Consider the following 25205-nt stretch of genomic DNA (forward strand, 5'->3'; position numbering starts at 1 on the left):
CAATAAAAAAATAGATTAAAAAACTTCTATCAACCTAGAAATTTCATATCTATTTTTTTAACTTGTTTCATAAGTATTAAATCGAAATAATAATATTGATTTCAGTTTAATTACATGTTGTCACCATTCATGTCAACATTTTCATTGTTTTGGATTTCATTATTATTTTCTTGGTTTGGTGTATTAGGGTCTGTGTTGTCAGTCTTACATCCTACAAAAGAAAATAAACTTAATCCTAGAACCAATGCTATAGCTCTTATTGTATTCTTCTTCAATATACTCACCTCATCATTGTGTTGTTTATAGTCTTAAAGTTCAGCATTGGTGTTCTTAAAATTTGCCCTATTAAAAAATAGTAATTATTTTACTCCTCATTAATTAGACGCACGAACACCTCATTTAGTTTCAAAAATTCGTAAATTTTTTTAAGAATTCTTTATTAGTATTAACAATATATTAAATTAAATACATTTACGAGTATTAGTAATTTTTTCTTATGGTGGTAATTTTAATTAAAACTATTGTTATATTTGAATTAAAACAAAAAAGAATTATCCCAAAAATTTTATTTAATCTAGGATAATTAGTTTTCATTTCTATGATACATTTTTCAAAGCATTTTGTAATTCTAGTTTAACATCTTCCTTATCATATTTGTATTTACATGGTATATGTACTACTTCATAACCTATGCTGCTTAATACTTCATTAATGAATTTATCTCTTTCCATTCTATCTTTTCTATAATGGGATCTATCATCTAATTCTAAACACACCAAAGGCTTTAGAGTTGCATTGTCACATAGTACAAAATCAATATGTTTAGAACTTATTTTGTTAAAATAGGTGAAATAGTCATCTTTATTCTTGACTTTTACTATGTCCGCTACTCTTACTTTGGTAAATAAGGTGACATCCAAATCATTACAGACATCATATAAAGTATCATAAAATTTTAATTCTGCTTTTGTGAGTATACTATCAACATCTTTGTAGGCTGTTGCGTAGTTATATTTATTCTTATTGGATAATTTACTTTCAACTATTTTAAATAGTATTCCTATGAAAATTATTGCTATTAGTGTTATTATTATTGTTTCCATTTTTGCCTTTCCTGTGTTTTACTTATCTACTAGTCTTCATTGTTTATTAGTTAGTTGGTGCGTCAATAAAATTAAGTTATTGATTAATTCCTTTTAATCTACAGCTTTTAACATTTTGACCCTTTCTTCTACTATTTTTCTGTGTTGTTCTTCTGACCACTCAGGATTTTTGTTTTCCCAAAATTTATTACAGGGTATTTCGTTACATTTACCACAATGTTGAATTTAATATATCTCCTTATCATTAAATAATAATAGATTGTATATTTTTATTTTAATTAGAAGTATATACATGCACCAATTATTATAGTTGCTAATAGTGAAGCGGTAATTATTTTATAACATGATTTTAATTTATCCCATTTTTCTAGGGGAACTGATATAATATCTGATAAGATATCTATAATAACTTCCATTTTTAAACACCTTCTTATATTAATATCTTTATTAATTTAGATTTCTAATATTAATATTATCAAATAATCTGATAGTAAGCAATTAGAAAAAGATTAAATTTAGTCTAGAACTTATTAATCCATATTTAGATGTTTTAATCATAGCATTATATTATCTTAATCCGTTAATTTACTTATTTATTATTAAATATTTTATCTTTTATTGAATAACACCATTAAATAAAGATTTTTTTTATTATTTCAATATAATTTATAGTTATTTTAAAAACAAATTAAATAATTTTAAATTTTTATAATATTGTTGCATTTGTTAGAATCTATGCTATAATATTTTATTAAAGGGGGTGAGTTATAATGTCTAAAAAAATATTTTCAACACTATTAGTCTTTCTTTTTGTAGTTTCTTTTGGTACAAACTGTTATGCTTCGACAACTATGGTTCTTAATCCTGATGGTGGTTACGGATCTATGGATTCTCATTTTGAAAAAGTTACTACTGATAATGGAGATGTCACACTTGAAATAAAAAATTTAAGTGATGTCACTACATATTTGGATATCCATATATGGGAAGATGATGGTCGTTTTATTACTATTGAAAACAAGAAAATTCGTGCTAATGATACTCTAACAATTACACGTTACCTTGGAGAAGGTAGAATTTTTGCTAAAAGTTTAATTCAGAATCAAGGAAGCGAAAAAGTTCGTTTAAAAGTAGATTTTATTGATTAATCAATACGACTAAAACAAGCCCCTACTTACTAAGTAAGTAGGGGCTTGTTATTTTTATTACTTTTTAGAAAAGTATAATAAAGTCTTTATTTAATCAGTGTTCCCGGCGGGATTCGAACCCACGGCCTACCGCTTAGGAGGCGGTCGCTCTATCCTACTGAGCTACGGAAACAAGTAAATTTATTTATATAATTATCTTATTATGTATTTGTTAAACAAACAAAATAATAAAACAATCTGCAACATATATTTTATCATGTTTTACCTGTAAGTCAAGAACTATTCCTATTTAAATTTCTACATTTTTTATGGTTAAATCTATCATTGCCTATAATATGATAAATTAAAGGAAAAAGGATAACACAAAATACTAATCCTTTTTCATACACACACTGTACTTGCATAAATCACTTACACTATATTTACGCCTATAATCTACTACTCTATTCTTATCATCAAAACTAATACTTTCCATAACCATTACTTCCTCATTAGCACTAATTTTAAGCATTCTTCCTTCATTTGCATCTAATCTAGTTAAATCAATAGTTTCATTTACCTTGTTTCTAATTATGCCATAAAATTCATATATTTCTTCTATAGAAAAAACAGATAAGTCAATTGAGTCAAGTTGTGGAATTAGATACTTAGGAATATACGTTTCTTCTAGAGATGATGGTGTGCCACCAACATTAATGATTCTCTTAATATAATAAATTTCATCTTCAGTACCAATACCAAATATCCATGAAAATTTATCAGATGCTTTTCTACCCACTTGTTTAATAATTTTAATAGACCTAGCATTACTTGCGTCTACAATCTCTTCAAACCCACCAACAGTCTCTACATTACTTTTTCCATTTGCTCCTAGTACATAAACACCTTTTCCCTGAACTCTCATTAATAATCCTTCATTGACTAATTGATCTATTCCATTTCTGACAGTTAAACGATTTATACCATACATTTTTGCTAACTCATTTTCTGATGGTATACTGGTTCCAGGTAGATATTCTCCACTTTGAATTTTACTATATATTACTTTCTTTAACTGTAAATACATAGGAGATTTATAATTAATTTCTTCTGCTTTCCTCATGCTTGTACACCTCTATATTTATATATCTTTGAAGAAGAGAATTTTACTTTATCCGGTCTCAGCATTGATTTCATATATATTATGGGTATATTGTCTTTGTCAAAAATTACTCCATCCAAAATATATACTGCCGAGTTATTTTCAACATTCAACAGATCAGCATCTACAAAATTTATTGGTGAAATACCAACATTCCTTATTCCACCTGAAATCTCTGTATTATATCTATTTTCCATTACTTTATATAAGATCTCTTCCTCTAAATTATATTTATCAATATCTAAAAATCTATCATATGGAATATATAATGTTTCAAAACATATCGGCTCCCTATCCACTTTTATAAGTCTTATGAATTCATATACTTTAGTACCTAAGGATATGTGAAGCTCCTTAGATATATGTTTATTACTTTCTATAATTTTAGTAGAAATCACTTCTATTAATAACCTGTTTCTTCTTATATCTATATCTGATAAGGTTATGATACTATGCAAATCTATTATTATCTTATAATCTGCTACAAACGTACCTGAACCTTTTTTATTATATAATTTTCCACTACTAACAAGTCTTTTGATAGCTGACCTTAGGGTCGTCCTATTAATTCCCCACATCTCACATAAATCCCTCTCAGATGGGATCTTAGCGTTAGGTTCCAGCTTATTTTCAATAATATAATACTCTATTTTTTCAGCCGCATCATCTCTTGGGCTAATATGATATTCAACCAAATAACATCCTCCTCATAACATTAAAAACATACATTATTTTACATATTTCAAACCAATAGCTGTCAGTATATCATAATATTAATCTATGGTCAATTCCATATTATCTTATAAAAATCCTATTAATAGATAGCTTACTATTGCTTTAATAGTGATAAAACATTACTTTTACAGGTAATTATAAATATAATATCTACTGATTTTAATTAATCGGAGTAATTATTACCCATTAAAATTTCACTTATATTTATATAATATATTGATTTAATATTATTTATTTTTCAGCCTATTAATTATCTGATTTCATTTTATATATGACTAGAGTATTTGACATACCAATTTTTAGGAGAGATAACGTATTATACAACCGCTTCTATTTATAGCACATAGTAATTAAACAGAATATCCATGTTTATATATACTATATCTAGCTTTCTTATATTGCGAAAAAATATCTGTTTAGTTTAGAAAAGGATAATTTCATACCATTTTTCATAGTAATATTTCACTTATTTCTTTTGTCTTTTATTATTTTAATTCTATATAACAATACAAATATAATCGTTTATTATTTAATTTTACAATATTACTAAATTCATCACTTAAAAATTATTAGCTCCCAGTATTAAACTTCTAATGTCTACACTAACATATATAAAATTCTCATTAACCACTAAAACCATTGTACGATTTATAATAACAATACAAATTATACATGTTACAAGGATTATTAATCCAGTTGCTGTAATTTACATTTAGAGACTATGAATTATATATTAATAATCAACAAAACAATAGTATTTTTATTACATGTAATTGTGCTTTATATCCAGTTATTATTCATATACTTAAGTAAATGGTACATATGTTAATAGTTTTTACATACCAATTCACCTACTATACTATTACCTTAAAATATTGAAAACCAATAAATCAATACGGTATCATACTAAAAATCCAATAGATAGTAAATAATAGAGTAAAACTTTAACTATAACTCTATATAGATTCCCACTAAGAAAGGTATAAACACTAATATTCTAGCGTTTATACCTTGTATAATTATATAATCATAATTTAGCTCTATATTATGACGTAATAACTTGAAAAGTAGTGTTATTTTACTATCTTAATAGTTTGGTATGTAACTGGTAACATCAAAAGCATTATTTGAGAATGGTAGATTCTAATTCTATCTCCTGAATTAATATCACTTATTGATAATTCCTCACCAGCTTCATTTTCAATTACTGCATTTTCCAATAAATTCAAATGAATATCACCCATAATTCCATTGTTAACTATAATTACTCCATCTTTTACTTTTTCTACTATGCCATATGAAACAATATAACCATCTACTACTTCAACTTTAGAAGCAAGTGTTTGTGGTGGAATAGACATTGTCATCTTTCTACTGTATTCTGTGTATACATAGTTCCCAACCTTCAAATCTGCTCCTTCAAGTTTTTTACCACTTATACTATCACTTACTTGTGTTTTATCACCAATAATTAAAGTGTAAAGTCTAGAATCATATTGATTTTTTATAGTAACTAAAAGTGCTCTAGATCCTTGTCGTATACTAAGAATTTCACCAAAGCCAGAATAATCTTTAACAACTGTATTTTTCATTGAAATATCTTTATCTGCTACTACTGATGGTACCTCATTAATAGGTGCAGGTAATGTACTTGCAAATACTGACATATTTGACATTAACATTCCTCCTACCATTAAAAATGCAATAAATTTTTTTGATATAATTTTTTTCATTTTGTTTCATCCTTTCTTTTTTAGGTAGAACAGTATCTTATTTTTTTAATTTTATTTTTCATTAGTTGCTCTACACTACACATTTTTATTTGTTGTTTCGATCGAAAACAACAACAGTATAACATAACAATTCTGAAAATTCTGTCGTATTATAAATGTAAAGTTCGACAAAAACAATTACGTTTAATTGTAATCAAAACACTAATACAGCTTTATAAAATTACTTAATATATCATTTATCATTAATTAAATAAATTCAACACACACATATTTTCATCATGATTTGTCAAGTATTTTTTCAATTATCCCAGAAAAAAAGAGCCTTGTTCTATTTTTAAGAACAAAACTCTTTACAATTTTTTTAACTAAATGCTATTGGTTTTCTTATACGTTTCTTAATAACCTAATATTTAAAAACATCTACATAAGATCTTCAAGTTTAATATCTTTTGTTTCTCCATAAACAATATCAGCTTTATTAAGAACCTTGCTATCGCCTATACCAACTGCAAACATACCTGCTGATTTTATGGCTTCTATTCCTGCTTCAGCATCTTCAACACCTATACATTCTGATATATCTACGCCCAAATGTTCTGCTGCTTTTAGGAAAATATCTGGTGCTGGCTTACCTCTTTTAACTTCAGCTGGATTAACAATATAATCAATATCATTTTCAATTCCTAATAACCTTACTAAAGTAGGTGCATTCTTAGAAGCACTTCCTATTGCAATCTTGATGTTTCTCTTTTTAAGCTCATCAAATAGGTCTTTTACTCCTTCAAAAAGGTTTTCCTCTGTGAACTTAAGTATCATTTCTTTATAATTTTCATTTTTTCTTGTTGCTAATTCTAACTTTTCGTCCTCTGTAAAATCATTAGCTTTATTAGCATATTCAAGTATTCTTTCAAGAGATTCTATTCTTGAAACACCTTTTAACTTCTCGTTAAATTTTCTATCAATTTCTATGCCTATCTCGTTGGCAAGCTGTTTCCAAGCTTGATAGTGTTGTTCACTTGTCTCAGTAATAACACCATCCATATCAAATATAAATAACTTGTATTTATTATTCATTTAGTCGACCACCTTTACGTAATTATCTTTTTGAATACTGGAACGGGTATATCCCATTAGAATTTTAAAATAGAACTTTGCTATAGTAGTGTAAAGTATACACTATATACTCAAAACATTCAATATTTTATATTTTAAGTTTTCCCATTTTTTATATAACAAAATCTTACAGTATCCAATATTTATACCTATAAGAAAAATGTTTTAAGATTATACCTCATAAACCAAAAGAAAAATAGCAAAAAATACTTATTCAGTACAATATATATTACAAGAATTGGTAGTAATTAATAAATATATATGGACAATAGTTGGTAAAATTATAGTATTACAAAATTTAACCATTTTTTTATATAAAAATATACTATTATGTAGATTTATATGTTATAATGATATTTACAACAATTAACTATATATTTACTATCAATAACTTGCAACAATTCATCGAAATATAGGGCTTATACCCTATATTTTTCTACATGATTGTTTATCTTAAACAAACAGACTTATTATAACTCTAGATTACTCTTATTATATCTTATATTATACTCATTAGTTTACATTACATTCACTCCAATATACGTAATTATGCTCATACTTAACTTTTAATAATCAGGACTTTATATCTTACTGACTATTAGTAATAATTAAAATCAATTTCATGCAATGATAGGAGGACAAACATGAGAAAAAAAATAACTGTTCCAGCAAAAATTATGACACTTGTTCTATTGGCTTATCTAATAATACCTGCATTACAACCATCATTAGCTCATTCAAATCATCATGGCAAAAATACAATTAGAGAAACTATAGAAACTCTTGCTTCTGAAGAATTCATGGGTAGACTTGTAGGCACTGAAGGCAATGAGAAAACAATCAATTACATAACAGATTTCTATAATAATATAGATCTCGAAAAATATGATGAAGATTATTATTTTGAAAATGATGTTACAATCTATCCCCCTGACCAGCAAATCCATCATCTTGAAGCAGTTTTCAAAGATGGTACTAGTAAAGTCTATACATATGGTGAAGATTATTTAGATTCTCCTATGCTAAAAGAAGCAAATATACAATCTGATATTACCTTTGATATTAATGACCCAGATATGAAAAATAAAATTTTTGTTGTTGATAGAAGAATCAAGAGCATTGAAAATAAAGGAACTTTTATGAAAGTGGATACGCTTAGAAAAAATATAAGAGTTAATCCTTTGCCCTCACCTACAGTTCAAATAACAGAGAACTTATATACTGATTTGCAAACCAAAAATATTGATTATATTAAATTTCACAATAAATATGTTCCTAACGAGTCAAAAGTAAAAAGTGTTATTGGTAAAATTTCTGGAACCGACTCATCAAAAGCATTAGTATTATCTGCACATCTAGACCATATAGGCTGGGCAGGTGATACCATATTTTGCGGTGCATCAGACAACGCTTCAGGTATTTCAGCAATACTTGAACTAGCTAGAAAATTAAAACATCGTTCAGAGCATAGACCTTTTGATATGGATATTATTATTGCTGCTTTTAATGCAGAAGAATCTGGGCTGGACTGCAGCTGTGATTTTGTTCCTGCCATAAAAGAACAATATGATGATATTTATAATATTAACATAGATACCATAGGTAAAATTGATGGTGGCAGTCTTACAATAAATGGTTATTATAAGGAACAATATGTTAATAAGTCATTAAAACAATCATTACTGAATTGTTTTAATGATAACCATATTGAGTTGCTTAATGAATTCTATGGCATTAGTGACCATTATTATTTTCTTCATAATAAGATACCCGCTGTAACTCTTGGCCAAAAAGATGTACTTGGAGAAAATAATACAACTTCCATACATACAAAATATGATACTATAGATACAATTGACTTCAACCAAATCAAGAAGATAACCAATACATTATTTGACTTCATAATCAAAAATGATGGTGTTGTTTTCAAACCTGAAACTACTTTCAAAAAAACTATGGAAACTATAGCATCACCTGAGTTCATGGGCAGACTTCCTGGAACCGAAGGTAATGAAAAAACTGTTGAATACATTACTGATTTCTATGAAGAAATAGGATTAGATACATATGATGAAGATTATTACCACGATACTATCCAAACAGTATTCAACCCAGATGAACAAACAGCTAATTTAGAGATTTCCTTTGCAGATGGTACAAGTAAAACCTACAAATATGGCAAAGACTATATAGATTATCCCTCTCTCATAGCTACTAATATAAATACCACCATAACATTTGATAAGGAAGACAGTGATATTGAAAATAAGATTCTTGTAATAGATAAAAATGATACTACTTCAAGATGGGAAATCAAAGCAAAAGCTATTTTTCAACAAGCTGACAGCATGTTTAGAATAACCAAACTATTTGCTGAACCAACAAACTATATACAAGTATCTAATAAACTATATAATGATCTAAAAACTAAAGATATAACTACTGTTGATTTACAGTTATCATATAATACTAAAAAAGCTAATATTAAAAGTGTTGTCGGTAAGATAAAAGGTATTGATTCAACTAAAGCCGTAGTATTATCTGCACATTTGGATCATGTTGGTTGGGCAGGAGATACTATATTCTGCGGAGCAGTAGACAACGGATCAGGAATAACAACTATTCTGGAATTAGCCAAAAGATTACAAGAGCGTTCCAAAGAACAACCTTTTGAAACAGATATAATCATAGCTGCATTCAACGGTGAAGATTCTTTATTATCTTGTACCGAAGATTTTGTATTGGATATGAGGAATAAATATGATGAATTCTATGATATCAATATTGATACTATCGGCAAAAGTGATGGTGGTCTAATTTGTATGAATGGTATGTTTGAGGAATCAAATTTAAATACAACTCTAAAAGAATCTATATCCAACTCTTTTAGATATAACGGTTTACTTGTACTAGATGAAACCTATGGTGGAAGCGACCACAGATTGTTTAATAAATATAATATACCAGGAATCACTCTAGGACAAAAAGATGTATTTGGTGAAAATGGTACTACTAAAATACATACCAAAGAAGATACTATAGACATAATAGATTACTTCCAAATAGAACAAGTTACTGATATTATATATGATTTCATAATAACCAATGATGGTACAATATATAAATCATTGGAAACATTGAAAAAATCAGCATAACAACAATCTTTCTATAATAAAAAAACTCTGATATAGTACAAGGAGATAGCTTACAAAATAATCTATTTCCTTGTTTTTTTATAGATATAAATGATATCACTCCAAATTTCTTTTAATATTTATAAAATTGAGAAATACGGACTAAAATCCTTTTAACTGCAACACATTTTTGTTATAATAATAGATAACGCAAAATTACTCAATATGGACTAATATAACAATTGGAATTAGTTTTAAGTAGGTGAAATTTATGATTCAATTTTCTCTTGATGATATACGTAGATTATGTAATGATAAGACTTTCATGAAGGGTGTAAAATATTACAATAAAGGTCATGTAGAGGATATAAACTTTTATACTGATTTCTTTGACATAAAAGTCAAGGGAACCGACTTATATAATGTTCTGCTGGAATTCGACCATAATAACGGTAAGCTCAATTATATGGAATGTAATTGTAAAGCATTCCAAAAATATTATGGTGCCTGTAAACATATAATAGCTGCTTTATTGACTATTTTATACAGACAGGATGAATTCAATAAGAATTATATAAATAATTCCTATGACAATGTAATTGAAAATTTCTCGAAAGCTATGATAGGCAGGACAAGCAAGGCTATTAAAAAAACTCCTGTCAATATTGAAATCACCTTTTTTCCAATAAGCATCTATAATAACTATTATTCATCATCTTATAATCTGAGAATTGGAGATAAAAGACTATATACCCTCAAGAATTTCAATGAACTATACAAAAAATATAAGACTGGTGGAAGTATCACATATGGAAAAGAATTTGTTTTCGACACTAATAATCATTACTTCAACGATTGTGATGACAAATTCATAAACACCATAGGTGACTATTATGAAACTGAGAAATTCATCAATAAAGATGCAGGCTATAGAAGCAGTTTTACTGGCTATAAAAATAATATAGCCCTGCCTGAAACCTACATCAAAAAAACCCTATCCATATTGGAAAATAGAAATTTTAACATTAATTATAATGATATCATATATAGAAATTGCAAAATACTAACTGATATAGATATGAAATTTGACGTAAAAAAATCTTCTAATAGTATCGTCATCACTATAAAAAATAATCAGAACTTTTTTAGATTAACCACGGATTGCAAATATGTTTTCTATGACAATAATGTTTATAAGTTATCACCAGAAAAACAGCAACTATTTCATGTTATTGACAAAACCTTTAATAATAAAACCAAATCAATAGAGCTGAGTATCAATTATAAACACAAATTCGTATCAACCATATTACCGGTCCTAAAAGAACTTGGAACAGTTCATATGGACTCAGAAATATCAGATAAACTATACTCCGGAGACTTTTCCTGTGAAATCTATCTGGACAAATATTTTGATACTGTAAAAGGTACTATCAACTTTAATTATGGTGATTACAAGATAGGTATTATACCTGAACAAAAACCAGATATACCAAAAGATATAATATTAGTCCAAGATATCAAAAAGGAAGCAATCATATTATCACTTTTGAAGGAAGCTTCCTGTGTGAAATCAGAAGAAGATGATTTTTTTACTATAGAAGATGAAAGTAACTTATATGATTTCATCTATTACTATTTGCCCAAATTACAGCAACTGGCTACAATATACTACTCTGAGAATTTTAAAAATATTCATATCAAAGAAGAATACGACATGCAAGGTGGAATTAGATTAAGTGAAGAATCTAACATGCTTGAAATATCTTTCAGCATTGAGGGCATAGAACAAGATGAACTTGTTTCCATAATGAAATCACTAAAAGAAAAGAAACGATACTACAAATTAAAAAATGGAGGTTTCCTGCCTCTAGAAAACCAAGAAGCAATAAATCTATCTACAGTTATTAATGGACTCAATCTATCTTCTAAAGATTTTAAAAATGAAATAATCAAGGTACCTAAATATAGAGCTTTCTATCTTGATACTCTGTTGAAAGAAAAAAACATCAGCATTTTCAATCGTAATGAAGGTTTTAATAAGCTGGTAAAAAATATAACGGAACCAGTAGATATGGAATTCACTCCACCTAGCACCCTGGAAAAAATACTTAGGGATTACCAAAAGTTTGGATTCATGTGGCTGAAATCCTTAGCCTACTATGGTTTTGGAGGAATCCTTGCTGATGATATGGGACTTGGTAAAACTATACAATCAATCGCACTAATAAAATCAACTGAAAGCCAGAATCCTTCATTAGTTGTAGCCCCTACATCTCTAGTATATAACTGGGCAGATGAAATAAAGAAATTCGCACCAGACTTGAATGTTCTGATACTAACTGGAAACAGAAAAGATAGACAAGAATATTTCAAAGAAATCAATGATAATGACGTTATAATAACCTCCTACGGGTTATTAAAAAGAGATATAGAAGATTACACTAATTATTTATTCGAGTACTGTTTTATTGATGAAGCACAACATATAAAGAATCCTAACTCATTGAATGCGAAAGCTGTAAAATTGATACCTTCAAAAGTTAGGTTTGCCCTGACAGGTACACCTATAGAAAATTCTTTAATGGAATTATGGTCAATCTTTGATTTTATATTACCAGGTTATCTATTGAGCAACAGGAAATTCACATCCAATTATGAACGACCAATTATTAAGAACAGTGATGAAGAAGCTCTAAATCAATTAAACAATCAGATAAAACCATTTATCCTTAGGAGACTAAAAACAGATGTATTGACTGAACTCCCCCCTAAAATAGAAACGAAAATGTCTACAGATTTAACTGAAAACCAGAAAAAAATATATCTAGCATATTTACAAAAAACTAAAAAAGAAATAGCCCAAGAAATTACTGACAAAGGTTTTAATAAAAGCAAAATGAAGATATTAGCAGCTCTCACAAGGCTAAGACAAATATGCTGCCACCCTTCTACATTCATAGAAGATTATAAGGGTGATAGCGGTAAATTGCAATTATTACTAGAGTTAGTGACCGATGCCGTAGATAGCGGACATAGAATACTATTATTCTCTAGTTTTACAAGTATGCTTGGTATAATAAAAGATTCATTGGATAATAATGAAATCTCTAATTACTACTTAGATGGCTCAACCAAATCCGAAGAACGTAGAGACATGGTGAATGATTTCAATGATGGGGATACCAGCGTTTTCCTTATATCTTTAAAAGCTGGTGGAACAGGACTTAACCTGACCGGAGCTGATATGGTTATTCATTATGACCCTTGGTGGAATCCAGCTGTAGAGGATCAAGCAACTGATAGAGCATATAGGATAGGACAGGATAAATCTGTCCAAGTCTTCAAATTGATAACCGCTGGAACAATAGAGGAACGTATATATCAGTTACAGCAAAAGAAAAAATCAATGATTGATTCTATTATAAAACCAGGTGAGACAATGTTGACTAAGTTAAGTGAAGATGAGATAAAATCATTATTTGACTTATGATATGATTATATCTGTTACCTACAGATCAAAAGGGCTTCCCCATTATACATGGCACTTATCCTCTATAAGCTATACTTTTTAGAGGATAGGAATTAATGTATCATGAGAAAGCCCTTAATAAATAATTATTAAATTATATATTTAATCTCACTATCCGAAAAATATGTTCCTAACTGTTCCTTAAAAAAATCTTTCATCTCTGATAACTGGTCTTTATTATAAACATATTTACCGTAACCGAATTGACCATATTTGAATGTTCTTTCCTCATCGGTCATTGGTAATGAAGTCTCTGGAAATATCTCGTTAATTATATTTTTTGCTTTAGTTGTATACCTATGGGATATTATCTCAAAGCTGATATTTTTATGTTTATCCACATCTAACTTATTATTTAAATCTCTTATCAACATTTTATACTCTTCTTTCCACCCATCATATACAAATACCGGTGCGATTATGAAGCCAATAGGATAGTCTGCATTCAATACCTTGTAAGCTGCTTCAATTCTGTTTCTCATGCTAGGAGTTCTATGTTCATAACTGTTGATGACTTTATCGGTATTGATACTGAACCTGACAGTTGTATGTCCATTATGCTTGGCACCTACTATATCTTCTACATTAGTGAATTTTGTAACAAAACGGAATCTTCCCAGTTCTTCTTTTGCAAAGAATTCTATGGTTTTATTAAGGGCATGTGTATAAGGCTCTACTGGTAGAGGGTCCGATGTTGCTGCACCTTCAAAAATTGTAACTTCTCCATTTCTTTCATTCATATATTTCTTGGCCCTGTCTAATATTTCATCTAGGTTTACATATATTCTTGTATATGGTTTATCACCTAATTGAGTATTAAGATAACAATACTCACACTGTCCCATACAACCTGTTACAAGGGGTAATTGATAATGGGCAGAAGGTTTACATGTCTGAAAGGTCAGACTCTTCTTTACTCCAACTACAAGAGTATTTTTCCCATGACTATATTTTTCTTCCTTGGTTGTACCTGGTATCCCTTTGGTTCTAGTAGTTTCCAACATAATAAGCTCAATATCCTTATCCTGAAATTCCTTATATAGCTTTTCTCCCAAAGGATAATTCAAAGCATCCTTCTCTATTAAAACTCTCTTTGGCATGAACATACCTATCACCTCTACAATTCAAATGTTGTTTTATCTATATAACTCCAGTCCTTCTTCAATTCTTTTATGTCTTCCATTAACTTAAACAAAGCAATTTCTTTCTTCTTGGATTCCAGCATTATATCAAAATCCCTATTTTGTACATTTCTTACTTGCTCCACAAAATCTATGAACTCCTTAGCAAAAATATAATCAGAATGTTTTCTGTCCAGTTCACTATCCCTGCCGCTAGAATAATGAATCTTAGGGAGCCATACATCATTATTCCAAGTATCAAAGATATCTCCTATATATTCATAAAGATTTTCTCCTTCATTATTACAGCGATAATGATGAGCATCCAAAACCATAGGTACTTTCAATTCATTACATAGCTTAAGAACATCAATGATATTAAAAATCTTATCATCGTTTTCAATAATTATCTTATTAGTAACTATCTTTGGAAAATGTTTAAAATTAGTTTTGAACCTATTGATAGACTCTTTTTTACCTCCCATAGAACTACCTACATGTATAATTATTTTTCCATTGGATAAACCAATATCCTCCAGTATCATTGCTAGAAAATATAGATTTGTTATTGTCTTTTCCACTATATCTTTATTGGTACTGTTAATTACATTGAATTGATCTGCATGTAGATCAACCCTCATATCATATTTCTTTATTAACTTACCGATATATTCAAAATCTATACTGAAGAATTTTCTATAATCCCAATCAACGACATCAGGATGTGTAGCCAAGGGTACTAAATTAGATGTTAAACGATAAAAATGAATATCATTTTCTGCGTTGTAATTTAATATTTTCTCAAGATCCTGTAAATTAGATAAAGTAACCTTTTTTAATTTATTGATTTTCTGCTCTGAAGTAAGGCTTTTATAATGTCTATAAGTAACAACACTCGATGATGTAACCTTTTCTAAATCCAGCGCCAGAGAAACATATCCTAATCTACACTTCATTTCATTATCCTCCTCATCTATACAATATTATTATCCTTATTAAATATTTTTTTATACAAAATAGGCTTATTATTAATATAAAAAACATATCAATTACTTAATATCTTTATTCTTAATTGCATAACGCTTGTATGTTTGTTATTATTATATATGTTAATTATATTTTTTTATATACTGTTTGGAGGATATACTATGAAAAAATTCTTATTGAATTTTGGTTTATTACGAATTATTTGCGCATTATCTGTACTAGGAATCCACATAACTGCTCGCTATATGAATCATGAATTTACTTATATCATTAATCAATTTTTTAGATATTGTGTACCTATTTTTATTATTATGTCAGGTTACTTTCTACACTATACAGATACTAAGGACAAGATTAATTCTACTCTTCTTAATTTTTATATACAACATTTAAAAAAGATTATTATTCCTTATGTAATATGGCTTGCAATCTATGTTATTTATAATAATCGTCATCATTTAAGTACCTTACTGACTCTTGACTATATGAATATTATTCTAACTGGATATAATCACTTATATTTTCTAGTAATCATTATACAGCTATATATTATCTATCCACTCCTTAAGAGATTGTTTGATTATAGAAAAGGTATACCTACATTAATCGTATCAGGTATAATATCCCTATACTTTCAAGGAGGTACTTTTCTCTATAAATTAGGTATTAGTATATTACCTTATAATTTAATTAAGTATAATTATATTTTACTGCCTACCTGGCTGTTTTATTTTGTATTTGGTATATATTTCGCATCTCATAAATCCAAATTGCTAAACATTAAAAGCTCTTATATACTATTTGGTTGGTTAGTAAGCTTTGCCATTCTTATTACAGATAGTAAATTAACAAATACCTATATGTATTCTGTTAAGCCAACTGTTATGTTATATAGTATGACAAGTTTCTATCTTCTCTATGGATGTTTTAGTAAATTAGAATTAGAAAGTAAATCTAAACGAATACATCTTTTAAGTAACCTATCATTCGACTTCTATCTCAGTCACATGTTAATTATATCGTTAGTTACATCTTATACAAAAATCATCGGCTTTACATCATTATACAACGGCTTTTTAGGTATGGTTTTACTTTTCATTGTTACAGCCATAGCAACTTACTACTTCTGTCAATTAATGGCTATTATTCGAACCTTCCTTAACAGAAATAAAACCAAGAAAATTAGGCTATCTAATCCTATTGATGAAGATCGTTTGAAAGTTTCTTAAAAAATTTTCTACTAAAACAATAGATTATTACATAAAAATAATGCCAACCGTTAATAAACGATTGGCACATTATTTTTATATTGTCTAATTGATAGATTTTTTCATGCATCTTAACTGAATTCTACATGTCCTTGTACATAACATATTCCTTTATATCTCATACCTATTGAAGGAATCCCAATCAAATCTTTTTTATTGATACACACTTGTAATTTGAAGTTCAGACACATTACATCCATAATATATACTTCTTCTTTTGTAAGAGCATTAGTCTCAACACAAAAATCTTCTATTGTTCCAAGTATTGAATACTCTGCATCATTAAGTCCATAGGGTATGAAATATCCTTCTAGTATAGTGAGCAGGTCTTCATGCTTTGTACGGACTTTAAAAAGCTCAGCTGACTGCTCTGCATCAATCTCCAATAATTGAATTGCTTCTTCATCGCCTTCTCTAGCCAATTCCAGCAGATTAGCTCTCCATTGTTCTTCTTCCTGTTCAAGGTTCTTGTCCACTTCATCTTTATTGATAGGGAATATCACTGTTCCCTCATTCGACAATGCTATTAATCTTATGTTTTCCACATATGCATCTTCGTCTTCATCAATATCTAAGTAATCAACTACATTTTGAAGAAAAAATGTTATGGGATTACCAGTCTTAATATCTTCAAAATATACATAATAATCATCTTTGCTATTATTTGAATATATTACATCAACTTCATCGATGTCCATAGTCAAGTTACCTTTTTTATATGGAATAATAGAAAAAACCTTTAATTCTTCTTTTTCATCTAATTCGCCTCTAACTATTATACCTAATTCATCACTATATTCTTTTAAGAGCTCAACTTTTATCTTATCTTCACCATAGTTAGATATATATTTCTCTGTAGGGTCATTAATTATCTGCTGTATTACATCTTTCATCTGTTTGGTTTCTTCGAGTTTCTTAAACCCAACTGCACTCAAATATTGCTCCATATTATTCACCACTCTTCTACATACTAAACTCATAATCTATAATTATATGTAGAATTATAGTAACATTACATATAGTAATTGTCTAGCTATAAATTTTATATAATGAAAATTATATTTGTTCTAGTGCATTGGCAAGGTCATCAATAATATCATCAATATTTTCAAGACCTACTGAAAATCTAATCAAATCAGGTTTAACACCTGAAGCAATCTGTTCTTCTTCCGATAATTGTCTATGGGTAGTACTAGCTGGATGTAATACACAAGATCTGGCATCTGCTACATGAACAACCAATGCTATCAGATTCAGATTATCAATAAGTTTCTCTCCTGCTTCTGTTCCACCTTTTACACCAAAAGTTAAAACTCCACTGCAACCATCTGGTAGATATTTCTTGGCAAGATCGTGAGTTGGGTGACTTTCAAGTCCTGGATAAACAACCCATGAAATCTTATCATTTCCTTCTAGCCATTTTGCTACTGCTAATGCATTCTGGCTGTGACGTTCCATTCTAAGAGGCAATGTCTCTAATCCTAAATTCATCAAGAAAGCATTAAATGGACTCATTGCTGCTCCAACATCTCTTAATAATTGAACTCTAGCTTTTGTAATGTAAGCTGCTTCTTTGAAATCTCTAACATACACAACACCATGATAGCTTTCGTCTGGAGTTGTCATTTCTGGGAATTTACCATTAGCCCAATTGAATTTACCACTATCAATAATCATACCACCTACACTTGTAGCATGTCCATCTGTGTATTTAGTACATGAATGAGTTACTATATCTGCTCCATGCTCAATAGGTCTGCATAAATAAGGTGTTGGAAAAGTATTATCAACGATTAATGGAACAACATTGTCATGTGCCAATGTTGAAAACTTCTCAAAATCTAGAATGTTAAGACCAGGATTACCTATAGTTTCAGCAAAAACGCCTTTTGTATTAGGTTTTATGTAAGTCTTCAATTCTTCTAGACTAAGTTCTGGATCGACAAATGTAACATCTATTCCGAATTTCTTAAGTGTGGTTTTCAGTAATGAAAAAGAACCACCATATAAAGTACTGGCTGCTAATAAGTGATCTCCCGCCGTACAAATGGTCATAACTGCTATCATTGTAGCTGCTTGTCCTGATGAAGTTGCCATAGCACCAATGCCACCTTCAAGCATAGCCATCTTTTTCTCCAACGCCTCAACTGTTGGGTTACTGATTCTTGTATACATATGTCCTGCTGCCTCTAAATCAAATAATTTGGCTACTTCTTCGCAAGTATCATATTTATATGTGGTACTCTGATATATTGGTAGAACTCTTGGTTCAGAATTACCTGGAGCATATCCACCTTGCACAGCCGCTGTTTCTATTTTCCATTTTTTCTCCATTTTTATGACCTCCTGTCTAAATATTGTTTATATTATAGAGTATATATTATAAAAATTCAATATATTAATTTACCAAAGTGCCTGTATATGATGATATTCCACGTAGTAATTTTTGGCACTCTAGTGATATAAGGATTTTTATACATATATGCTTCTATTTCACTAAAATAACTATGAAATACTTTACATAGGATAATTTATACTATATTATAGAATAATTATAATATATTGCAAGTACGCACATTTTAATCAGTTACTTACCATTTTGAAAGTAAGGTGATATTCAATGGCTAAACAATCATTAGAAAAATTTCCTAATCAAAAAAACAGACAAAAAGATTTTACTTGTTCAATAGGTTTTACTATGACTGTAATTGGGAGTAAATGGAGAGCCATAATATTATGGCACATAATAAAGAAAGAACCTATTAGATATGGTCAGTTAAAAAATACGATACCAAATATAAGCCATAAAGTTCTATCCTTGGAATTAAAGCAGCTTGAAAGTGATGGGCTTATAGAACGTAAGGCTTATGCGACTATTCCTCCAAAAGTTGAATATATCCCAACCAAAAGAGGTTTGTCACTAAAAGATATCCTTACTGAATTATGTAATTGGGGTAAAAAATACATGGAATCATAATAAAATAAACTCTGTTTTAGAATCTTCATATCTAAAACAGAGTCTATTTTATACAACTACTCTAGTTTTTCTTTTTAGTTGAAATGTCTACCCAAACTGCTAATAATAGTATAAGTCCTTTAACAATATACTGCCATGTTGGTCCTACATTCATAAGACTCATTCCATTATTAAGTGTTGCCATAACCAATGCACCAATTATCGCTCCTACTATGGTTCCTTCTCCACCCATAGTACTAGTTCCACCAATAATAGCAGATGCTATTACTTCAAGTTCAAGTCCTGCTCCAGCTGAAGCACTTGCCGCATTTAATCTGGCTGTAAATATGATAGCTCCCAATGCTGATAATATACCCATGGATGCAAATATCAAAAGATTTCTCTGTTTAATATTGATACCTGATAATCTAGAAGCTTCCTTATTACCACCAATTGCATATACGTGACGTCCAAATGTAGTATTCTTAGTAATAAATGTATATAGAATACCAACAACCAAAACAAATACTATAGAATAAGGTATACCTTTATAAGATGCCATGATACCGAAGAAGATAGCTATAGCTAAAGATACAACAATCATTTTTACCATTTGAAGATTCTTTGGTAGAGTTTCAAAATCATATCTTTTTCTTTCTCCTCTTTTCTTAAGCTCTAAAGCATTATAGATAATGATTGCAATAATACCTATAATAATCGTTGTCATATTAATTGATAAAGAACCTATATTAAGAGAAGCGATGTTTGGAATATATCCTTGTCCAAGAGCCTTGAAACTATCATCTAAAGGAGCGATTGTTGCCCCGTTGGTAACCCCTAACAGTGTCCCTTTAAAAATCATCATTCCTGCTAAGGTTACAATGAATGCAGGTACATTCCTGTAAGCAACCCAATAACCTTGCCATAATCCGATAAGTAAACCTACAAATAATGTTATTATTATAGTAACTAATGTTCCGTAATGAAGATTAACTTGTAGTGTAGCTGCTATGGCTCCTAAGAATCCTACTACTGAACCGATAGACAAATCTATATGACCTGCAACAATTACAAGTACAACCCCACAAGCAAGAATCGCTATATAGGATGTTTGTATAAACAAGTTGGATAAGTTCCTTGGCATTATGAATGTACCGCCAGTAAGTATTGTGAATATAATCATTAATCCAATTAAAGCTATGAACATTGTATATTGTTTTATATTTTTCTTTAGAGATAATCTAATAAGACTTATAATTCCATTTTCATTAGACATGCTTACATCCCTCCCGTTGCATATTGCATTACTATCTCTTGTGATGCATCTTTATAATCAAGTTCACCTGTCAATTTACCTTCGTGCATAATGAGTATCCTATCACTCATTCCTAGAATTTCAGGAAGCTCAGATGAAATCATAATAATTGAAACACCTTTGTCAACTAAATCGTTCATTATATTGTATATCTCATATTTAGCCCCTACGTCTATACCTCTTGTAGGCTCATCCAATATTAGAATCTTAGGATCTGCCATTAACCATTTAGCTAGAACAACTTTTTGTTGGTTACCTCCACTTAAGTTACTGACCTTTTGTTCTATTGATGGTGTTTTTGTTTTAAGGGCTTTTACATATTCATTAGTAATCTTAATCTCTTCATTCTGATTGATAACACCATGTCTTGAGATCTTGTGGAGATTAGCTAATGTAGTATTCTCTTTTATATCCATTCCAAGAACAAGTCCATTTACCTTTCTATCTTCCGAAAGATAACATAATCCTTTTCTAATGGCTGTTCTAGGGCTATTAATAGTCTCTTTTTTACCTTGAATCTTGACAGTTCCAGTTTTACCTACACCATAGGAACCAAATAAGCTCATGGCAAGTTCTGTTCTACCTGCTCCCATAAGTCCTGCAATACCTAAAATCTCTCCTTTTTTAGCTGTAAAGGAAATATTGTCTATTATCTTTTTATCAGGCATCTCTGGATTATATACAGTCAGGTTCTCTACTTCCAGCATAGGTTCTGATGGTTTATGCTCTTTTCTTGGGAATCTCTGAGTTAACTCTCTACCTACCATTAGAGATATGATCTTATCCTCTGTCATACTATCATCATTAACCGTAGTTGATATAGTCTGACCATCTCTTAGTACTGTTATATTGTCAGCTATTTCTTTTACTTCATTTAATTTATGTGAAATATATATGCATGTAACTCCTTTACTCTTAAGCTCTCTTATGATGTTAAGGAGGTTCTCGCTTTCTGTCTCATTAAGAGCTGCTGTAGGCTCATCTAGGATAAGTATATTAACATTCTTAGATATCGCTTTGGCAATCTCGATTAATTGCTGTTTACCTATTCCAAGTTTTATTATCTTAGTTAATGGATTATCATCTAACCCTACTTCTTTTAATAACTTGGAAGTGTTGGAGATTGTTTTATTCCAATCTATCATACCATTTTTCTTTATTTCATTTCCAAGATAGATATTTTCTGCTATATTCATCTCTTTAACTAGGGCAAGTTCTTGATAAATAATAGCTACTCCACCGTGCTCAGATTCTTTGATGCCATTATATCTTTGTTCTTTTCCATCTATCATGATTCTTCCTGTGTAACTACCATATGGATGAACACCACTTAAAACTTTCATCAAAGTGGATTTCCCAGCACCATTTTCTCCTACTAAAGCATGAATTTCTCCTCTTTTAACCTTAAAATTAACGTTATCAAGAGCTTTTACACCAGGAAATACTTTAGTTATGTCCTCCATCTGAAGTATATAGTCGTTCATGCTAAGCACCACCTTTCTTTACTAACATTCTTAAGGAGAAGAAATAAGTCATCCCTTCTCCAAAATTTCATATTTTAACAACATTCCAAATAAATATTGATATCATATTCTGCACTTATTAATTGATATTATTCTCTGTATACGTCTTCTTTTTTCAAGTAACCACTGTCGATCAATAATTCATCTATATTATCTTTATCTACTGCAAATGGTGTTAATAAGATAGATGGAACATCAACTGAGTTATTATTTACAGTTTGATTAGCTTCTTCTAATTTCTCGTCTTTAACTAATGCTACAGCAGCTTTTATTGCTTCTTCACCTAATAATCTAGTATCTTTGAAGATAGTCATAGTTTGTGTACCTTCAACGATTCTTATTGCTCCTGCAAGCTCAGCATCTTGTCCTGTAATAGGCACTTTTCCGTCAAGACCTTGTGCTGCTAAAGCTTGAACAGCACCACCAGCAGTACCATCGTTAGGCGCTAAAATTGCATCTACTTTATTATTGTTAGCTGTTAGAGCATTCTCTACTATCTTAAGAGCATTTTCTGGTTTCCAGTCATCAACAGGCTGGTCAACTAAAACTTTGATTTTTCCACTATCAACAAGTGGTTGAATATATTTCATAGCACCTTCTTTGAATAATGTTGCATTGTTATCAGTTGGTGCACCTGCCATTAAGAAATAATTTCCTTCTGGAACTAGATCAGTGATATATTTACCTTGTAATTCTCCAACTTTTACATTATCGAATGATATATATACGTCAATGTTTTCTGTATTCATTATTAAACGGTCATATGATATTACCTTGATACCTTCTTTTGCTGCTTCATCAACGATTGATGCTGCTGCTGATGCGTCTTGAGGAGCTACTATTAATGCGTCTACTCCTTGAGCTATTAAGTTCTTAGCTTGTGAATCTTGTTGTGACAAGTCATTATTGGCAACTTGAACTTTTAACTCTACTCCTAATTCTTTTGCAACTGCTTCCATTTTTTCTTTGTCTCTTACCCATCTTTCTTCCTGTTGTGTTGGAAGTGATAAACCTATAACAATTTTGTCATCCTTTTTAGAAGAACACCCTGCAAATAGTGAAGTTAACATCATAAGTCCTATAATAAGTGACATCATCTTAAATTTCTTTCTCATAAAATCCCTCCGTTATTTTTAATTGTTATTAAAAAACTGTTTTATAAGGTATCAACCTTATCTACATACATTGTAATAAAAAAGAGCCCAAAAGGCTCTAGAATAAATTATCAATAACTTAAATATTTTAATGTGTTATTCTTAATATATTAATCATATAGTAAAATTTTAATATTAAATAATTCCATTAGAATTACCTGCTATTTAATCCTTCCACTCACTCTCTGGTATATTTCTATAGATATCTTCCTTGATATGGAATCCATCTCTTATTATAGTATCTTCAATATTATCCTTGGTTACAGGAATAACATCATATTTTATATATTTCACATAATATGTTCCATCATCAATAAGAGTCTCATTCTCTATTATCTCACCTTTTGCTATTTTGATAGCTATTTCAGCTGCTGCTTGTGCAAGAATCTTTATAGGTTTATAGACTGTCATAAGTTGAGTACCTTCAACAATCCTCTGACATGCTGATAAATCGGCATCATGGCCTACCACTGCAACATCTCCAGCTATTCTGTTTTCAGCCAATGCTTCGATTGCTCCTTCTGCCAAACGGTCATTGGCAGCAATTATCCCATCAATATGTTCTCCTTTTGATAGGATTTCTTCTATACAAGAATATGCTACTTCTTCTCTCCAATCTTCTGCCCATACCTCTTTTAATATATTGATGTCACCTTTTTCTACAAAAGGTTTTAATGCATCTATTGTTCCTTTGTTAAACATCTTGCTATTGTTATCTTTACTTGAACCATTAATAATTACATAATTCCCTTTTGGTACAGCTTCCAACATGCTTTCAGCCATATATCTTCCCACTTTTTCATTATCAAAGGATACATAATAATCTACATTAGCATTGAATATCAGCCTATCGTATGCTATAACCTTTATACCTTTCTTTTTAGCAGCTTTAGTAACTTCGGTTATACCATTTTTATCATATGGAATTACAACTAATACATCAACATCTTGTTCAATCAGATATTTCATCTGTTTAATCTGAGTATCATTATCTTCATTAGCATTGAGAACCAATACCTCTGCTCCTAGTTCTTTGGCTTTTGCTACAAATATATTTCTATCTCTCTGCCATCTCTCTATTACAAGAGAATCTATTGATAATCCAATCTTAATAGTATCATCTTTGACTTTTTGGTCTTTTTTGGAGTTCATAGCAACAACTATCATAGTACCTACAATAATAATCAATAAACTAACTATCGCTATAATAACCTTCAACTTCCTTTTTGCTGACATAAGTAT

Annotated in this window: 20 protein-coding genes and 1 tRNA gene; 5 read left to right on the forward strand and 16 right to left on the reverse strand. The window is 29.6% G+C overall.

What is annotated here, in order from left to right:
• Positions 1-110: 110 nt before the first annotated feature.
• From HYG85_RS10510 to HYG85_RS10520, 3 genes are all read right to left on the reverse strand, one after another.
• Positions 111-275 carry a hypothetical protein gene (locus tag HYG85_RS10510; RefSeq protein WP_212693422.1) on the reverse strand — a complete coding sequence of 55 codons (165 nt, stop codon included), beginning with the start codon at positions 273-275 and terminating at the stop codon, positions 111-113.
• Positions 276-596: 321 nt separating this feature from the next.
• A complete protein-coding gene (locus HYG85_RS10515; RefSeq protein WP_212693423.1) occupies positions 597-1103 on the reverse strand; it encodes a DUF2726 domain-containing protein in 507 nt (168 codons plus the stop codon).
• A gap of 278 nt (positions 1104-1381) precedes the next feature.
• Positions 1382-1519 carry a hypothetical protein gene (locus tag HYG85_RS10520; RefSeq protein WP_212693424.1) on the reverse strand — a complete coding sequence of 46 codons (138 nt, stop codon included), beginning with the start codon at positions 1517-1519 and terminating at the stop codon, positions 1382-1384.
• Between the two features lie 354 nt (positions 1520-1873).
• Between HYG85_RS10520 and HYG85_RS10525 the strand changes: the two genes are divergently transcribed.
• A complete protein-coding gene (locus HYG85_RS10525) occupies positions 1874-2251 on the forward strand; it encodes a PDDEXK-like family protein (protein ID WP_212693425.1) in 378 nt (125 codons plus the stop codon).
• 98 nt (positions 2252-2349) lie between these two features.
• On the opposite strand, the gene HYG85_RS10530 is transcribed toward HYG85_RS10525, so the two are convergent.
• The 5 genes from HYG85_RS10530 to pgmB all read right to left on the reverse strand — a co-directional run bounded on the left by HYG85_RS10530 (position 2350) and on the right by pgmB (position 6934).
• A tRNA-Arg gene (locus tag HYG85_RS10530) sits at positions 2350-2423 on the reverse strand.
• A 198-nt stretch (positions 2424-2621) separates the two neighbouring features.
• Positions 2622-3353: a GntR family transcriptional regulator gene (locus tag HYG85_RS10535; RefSeq protein WP_212693426.1), complete on the reverse strand. Its 732-nt coding sequence runs from the start codon at positions 3351-3353 to the stop codon at positions 2622-2624.
• Entirely contained in the window at positions 3350-4087 is a 738-nt protein-coding gene (locus HYG85_RS10540) for a GntR family transcriptional regulator (protein ID WP_212693427.1), read from the reverse strand. Before HYG85_RS10540 ends, HYG85_RS10535 begins: the two co-directional genes overlap by 4 nt.
• A 1113-nt stretch (positions 4088-5200) precedes the next feature.
• Entirely contained in the window at positions 5201-5860 is a 660-nt protein-coding gene (locus HYG85_RS10545; protein WP_212693428.1) for a hypothetical protein, read from the reverse strand.
• A 420-nt stretch (positions 5861-6280) separates the two neighbouring features.
• Positions 6281-6934 (reverse strand): beta-phosphoglucomutase, encoded by a 654-nt coding sequence (pgmB, locus tag HYG85_RS10550; RefSeq protein ID WP_212693429.1) that lies wholly within the window; start codon positions 6932-6934, stop codon positions 6281-6283.
• A gap of 683 nt (positions 6935-7617) precedes the next feature.
• Between pgmB and HYG85_RS10555 the strand changes: the two genes are divergently transcribed.
• Both HYG85_RS10555 and HYG85_RS10560 read left to right on the forward strand, forming a co-directional pair.
• Complete coding sequence (locus HYG85_RS10555; protein ID WP_212693430.1) at positions 7618-10128, forward strand: M28 family metallopeptidase; 2511 nt, start codon at positions 7618-7620, stop codon at positions 10126-10128.
• 250 nt (positions 10129-10378) lie between these two features.
• Complete coding sequence (locus HYG85_RS10560; protein ID WP_212693431.1) at positions 10379-13600, forward strand: SNF2 helicase associated domain-containing protein; 3222 nt, start codon at positions 10379-10381, stop codon at positions 13598-13600.
• A gap of 128 nt (positions 13601-13728) precedes the next feature.
• Here the strand turns inward: HYG85_RS10560 and splB are convergent, their stop codons facing one another.
• Both splB and uvsE read right to left on the reverse strand, forming a co-directional pair.
• Entirely contained in the window at positions 13729-14739 is a 1011-nt protein-coding gene (gene splB, locus HYG85_RS10565) for a spore photoproduct lyase (RefSeq protein WP_330619266.1), read from the reverse strand.
• Between the two features lie 17 nt (positions 14740-14756).
• Positions 14757-15716 carry a UV DNA damage repair endonuclease UvsE gene (gene uvsE / locus HYG85_RS10570; protein ID WP_212693433.1) on the reverse strand — a complete coding sequence of 320 codons (960 nt, stop codon included), beginning with the start codon at positions 15714-15716 and terminating at the stop codon, positions 14757-14759.
• 192 nt (positions 15717-15908) lie between these two features.
• On the opposite strand from uvsE, the gene HYG85_RS10575 reads away from it, so the two are divergent.
• On the forward strand, positions 15909-16976 hold the full coding sequence (locus HYG85_RS10575; protein ID WP_212693434.1) for an acyltransferase: 1068 nt from the start codon (positions 15909-15911) through the stop codon (positions 16974-16976).
• Positions 16977-17086: 110 nt separating this feature from the next.
• Here the strand turns inward: HYG85_RS10575 and HYG85_RS10580 are convergent, their stop codons facing one another.
• Positions 17087-17962: a DUF3881 family protein gene (locus HYG85_RS10580; RefSeq protein ID WP_193774493.1), complete on the reverse strand. Its 876-nt coding sequence runs from the start codon at positions 17960-17962 to the stop codon at positions 17087-17089.
• Positions 17963-18071: 109 nt separating this feature from the next.
• Positions 18072-19349, reverse strand: a complete 1278-nt coding sequence (locus HYG85_RS10585) for an O-acetylhomoserine aminocarboxypropyltransferase/cysteine synthase family protein (protein ID WP_212693435.1) — start codon at positions 19347-19349, stop codon at positions 18072-18074.
• Between the two features lie 286 nt (positions 19350-19635).
• On the opposite strand from HYG85_RS10585, the gene HYG85_RS10590 reads away from it, so the two are divergent.
• Positions 19636-19992 (forward strand): winged helix-turn-helix transcriptional regulator, encoded by a 357-nt coding sequence (locus HYG85_RS10590; protein WP_113672941.1) that lies wholly within the window; start codon positions 19636-19638, stop codon positions 19990-19992.
• A gap of 61 nt (positions 19993-20053) precedes the next feature.
• Here HYG85_RS10590 and mmsB read toward each other — a convergent pair whose 3' ends face one another.
• The 4 genes from mmsB to HYG85_RS10610 form a co-directional block, all read right to left on the reverse strand.
• Entirely contained in the window at positions 20054-21247 is a 1194-nt protein-coding gene (gene mmsB / locus HYG85_RS10595; RefSeq protein WP_212693436.1) for a multiple monosaccharide ABC transporter permease, read from the reverse strand.
• Between the two features lie 2 nt (positions 21248-21249).
• Complete coding sequence (locus HYG85_RS10600) at positions 21250-22770, reverse strand: xylose ABC transporter ATP-binding protein (protein ID WP_113672943.1); 1521 nt, start codon at positions 22768-22770, stop codon at positions 21250-21252.
• 128 nt (positions 22771-22898) lie between these two features.
• Positions 22899-23924 carry a sugar ABC transporter substrate-binding protein gene (locus HYG85_RS10605; RefSeq protein ID WP_113672944.1) on the reverse strand — a complete coding sequence of 342 codons (1026 nt, stop codon included), beginning with the start codon at positions 23922-23924 and terminating at the stop codon, positions 22899-22901.
• 204 nt (positions 23925-24128) lie between these two features.
• Positions 24129-25199, reverse strand: a complete 1071-nt coding sequence (locus tag HYG85_RS10610; RefSeq protein ID WP_212693437.1) for a substrate-binding domain-containing protein — start codon at positions 25197-25199, stop codon at positions 24129-24131.
• Positions 25200-25205: the final 6 nt, after the last annotated feature.

The organism is Vallitalea guaymasensis, assembly GCF_018141425.1.
GTDB classification, from domain to species: Bacteria; Bacillota; Clostridia; order Lachnospirales; family Vallitaleaceae; genus Vallitalea; species Vallitalea guaymasensis.

Coding starts and splice junctions, on each gene's coding strand:
- HYG85_RS10560 (WP_212693431.1), top strand. CDS start 10,379: ATGATTCAATTTTCTCTTGATGATATACGTAGATTATGTAATGATAAG.
- HYG85_RS10600 (WP_113672943.1), bottom strand. CDS start 22,770: ATGAACGACTATATACTTCAGATGGAGGACATAACTAAAGTATTTCCT.
- HYG85_RS10610 (WP_212693437.1), bottom strand. CDS start 25,199: ATGTCAGCAAAAAGGAAGTTGAAGGTTATTATAGCGATAGTTAGTTTA.
- HYG85_RS10555 (WP_212693430.1), top strand. CDS start 7,618: ATGAGAAAAAAAATAACTGTTCCAGCAAAAATTATGACACTTGTTCTA.
- HYG85_RS10605 (WP_113672944.1), bottom strand. CDS start 23,924: ATGAGAAAGAAATTTAAGATGATGTCACTTATTATAGGACTTATGATG.
- HYG85_RS10585 (WP_212693435.1), bottom strand. CDS start 19,349: ATGGAGAAAAAATGGAAAATAGAAACAGCGGCTGTGCAAGGTGGATAT.
- HYG85_RS10590 (WP_113672941.1), top strand. CDS start 19,636: ATGGCTAAACAATCATTAGAAAAATTTCCTAATCAAAAAAACAGACAA.
- mmsB (WP_212693436.1), bottom strand. CDS start 21,247: ATGTCTAATGAAAATGGAATTATAAGTCTTATTAGATTATCTCTAAAG.
- splB (WP_330619266.1), bottom strand. CDS start 14,739: ATGCCAAAGAGAGTTTTAATAGAGAAGGATGCTTTGAATTATCCTTTG.
- pgmB (WP_212693429.1), bottom strand. CDS start 6,934: ATGAATAATAAATACAAGTTATTTATATTTGATATGGATGGTGTTATT.
- HYG85_RS10535 (WP_212693426.1), bottom strand. CDS start 3,353: ATGAGGAAAGCAGAAGAAATTAATTATAAATCTCCTATGTATTTACAG.
- HYG85_RS10520 (WP_212693424.1), bottom strand. CDS start 1,519: ATGGAAGTTATTATAGATATCTTATCAGATATTATATCAGTTCCCCTA.
- HYG85_RS10545 (WP_212693428.1), bottom strand. CDS start 5,860: ATGAAAAAAATTATATCAAAAAAATTTATTGCATTTTTAATGGTAGGA.
- HYG85_RS10580 (WP_193774493.1), bottom strand. CDS start 17,962: ATGGAGCAATATTTGAGTGCAGTTGGGTTTAAGAAACTCGAAGAAACC.
- HYG85_RS10575 (WP_212693434.1), top strand. CDS start 15,909: ATGAAAAAATTCTTATTGAATTTTGGTTTATTACGAATTATTTGCGCA.
- HYG85_RS10525 (WP_212693425.1), top strand. CDS start 1,874: ATGTCTAAAAAAATATTTTCAACACTATTAGTCTTTCTTTTTGTAGTT.
- HYG85_RS10515 (WP_212693423.1), bottom strand. CDS start 1,103: ATGGAAACAATAATAATAACACTAATAGCAATAATTTTCATAGGAATA.
- uvsE (WP_212693433.1), bottom strand. CDS start 15,716: ATGAAGTGTAGATTAGGATATGTTTCTCTGGCGCTGGATTTAGAAAAG.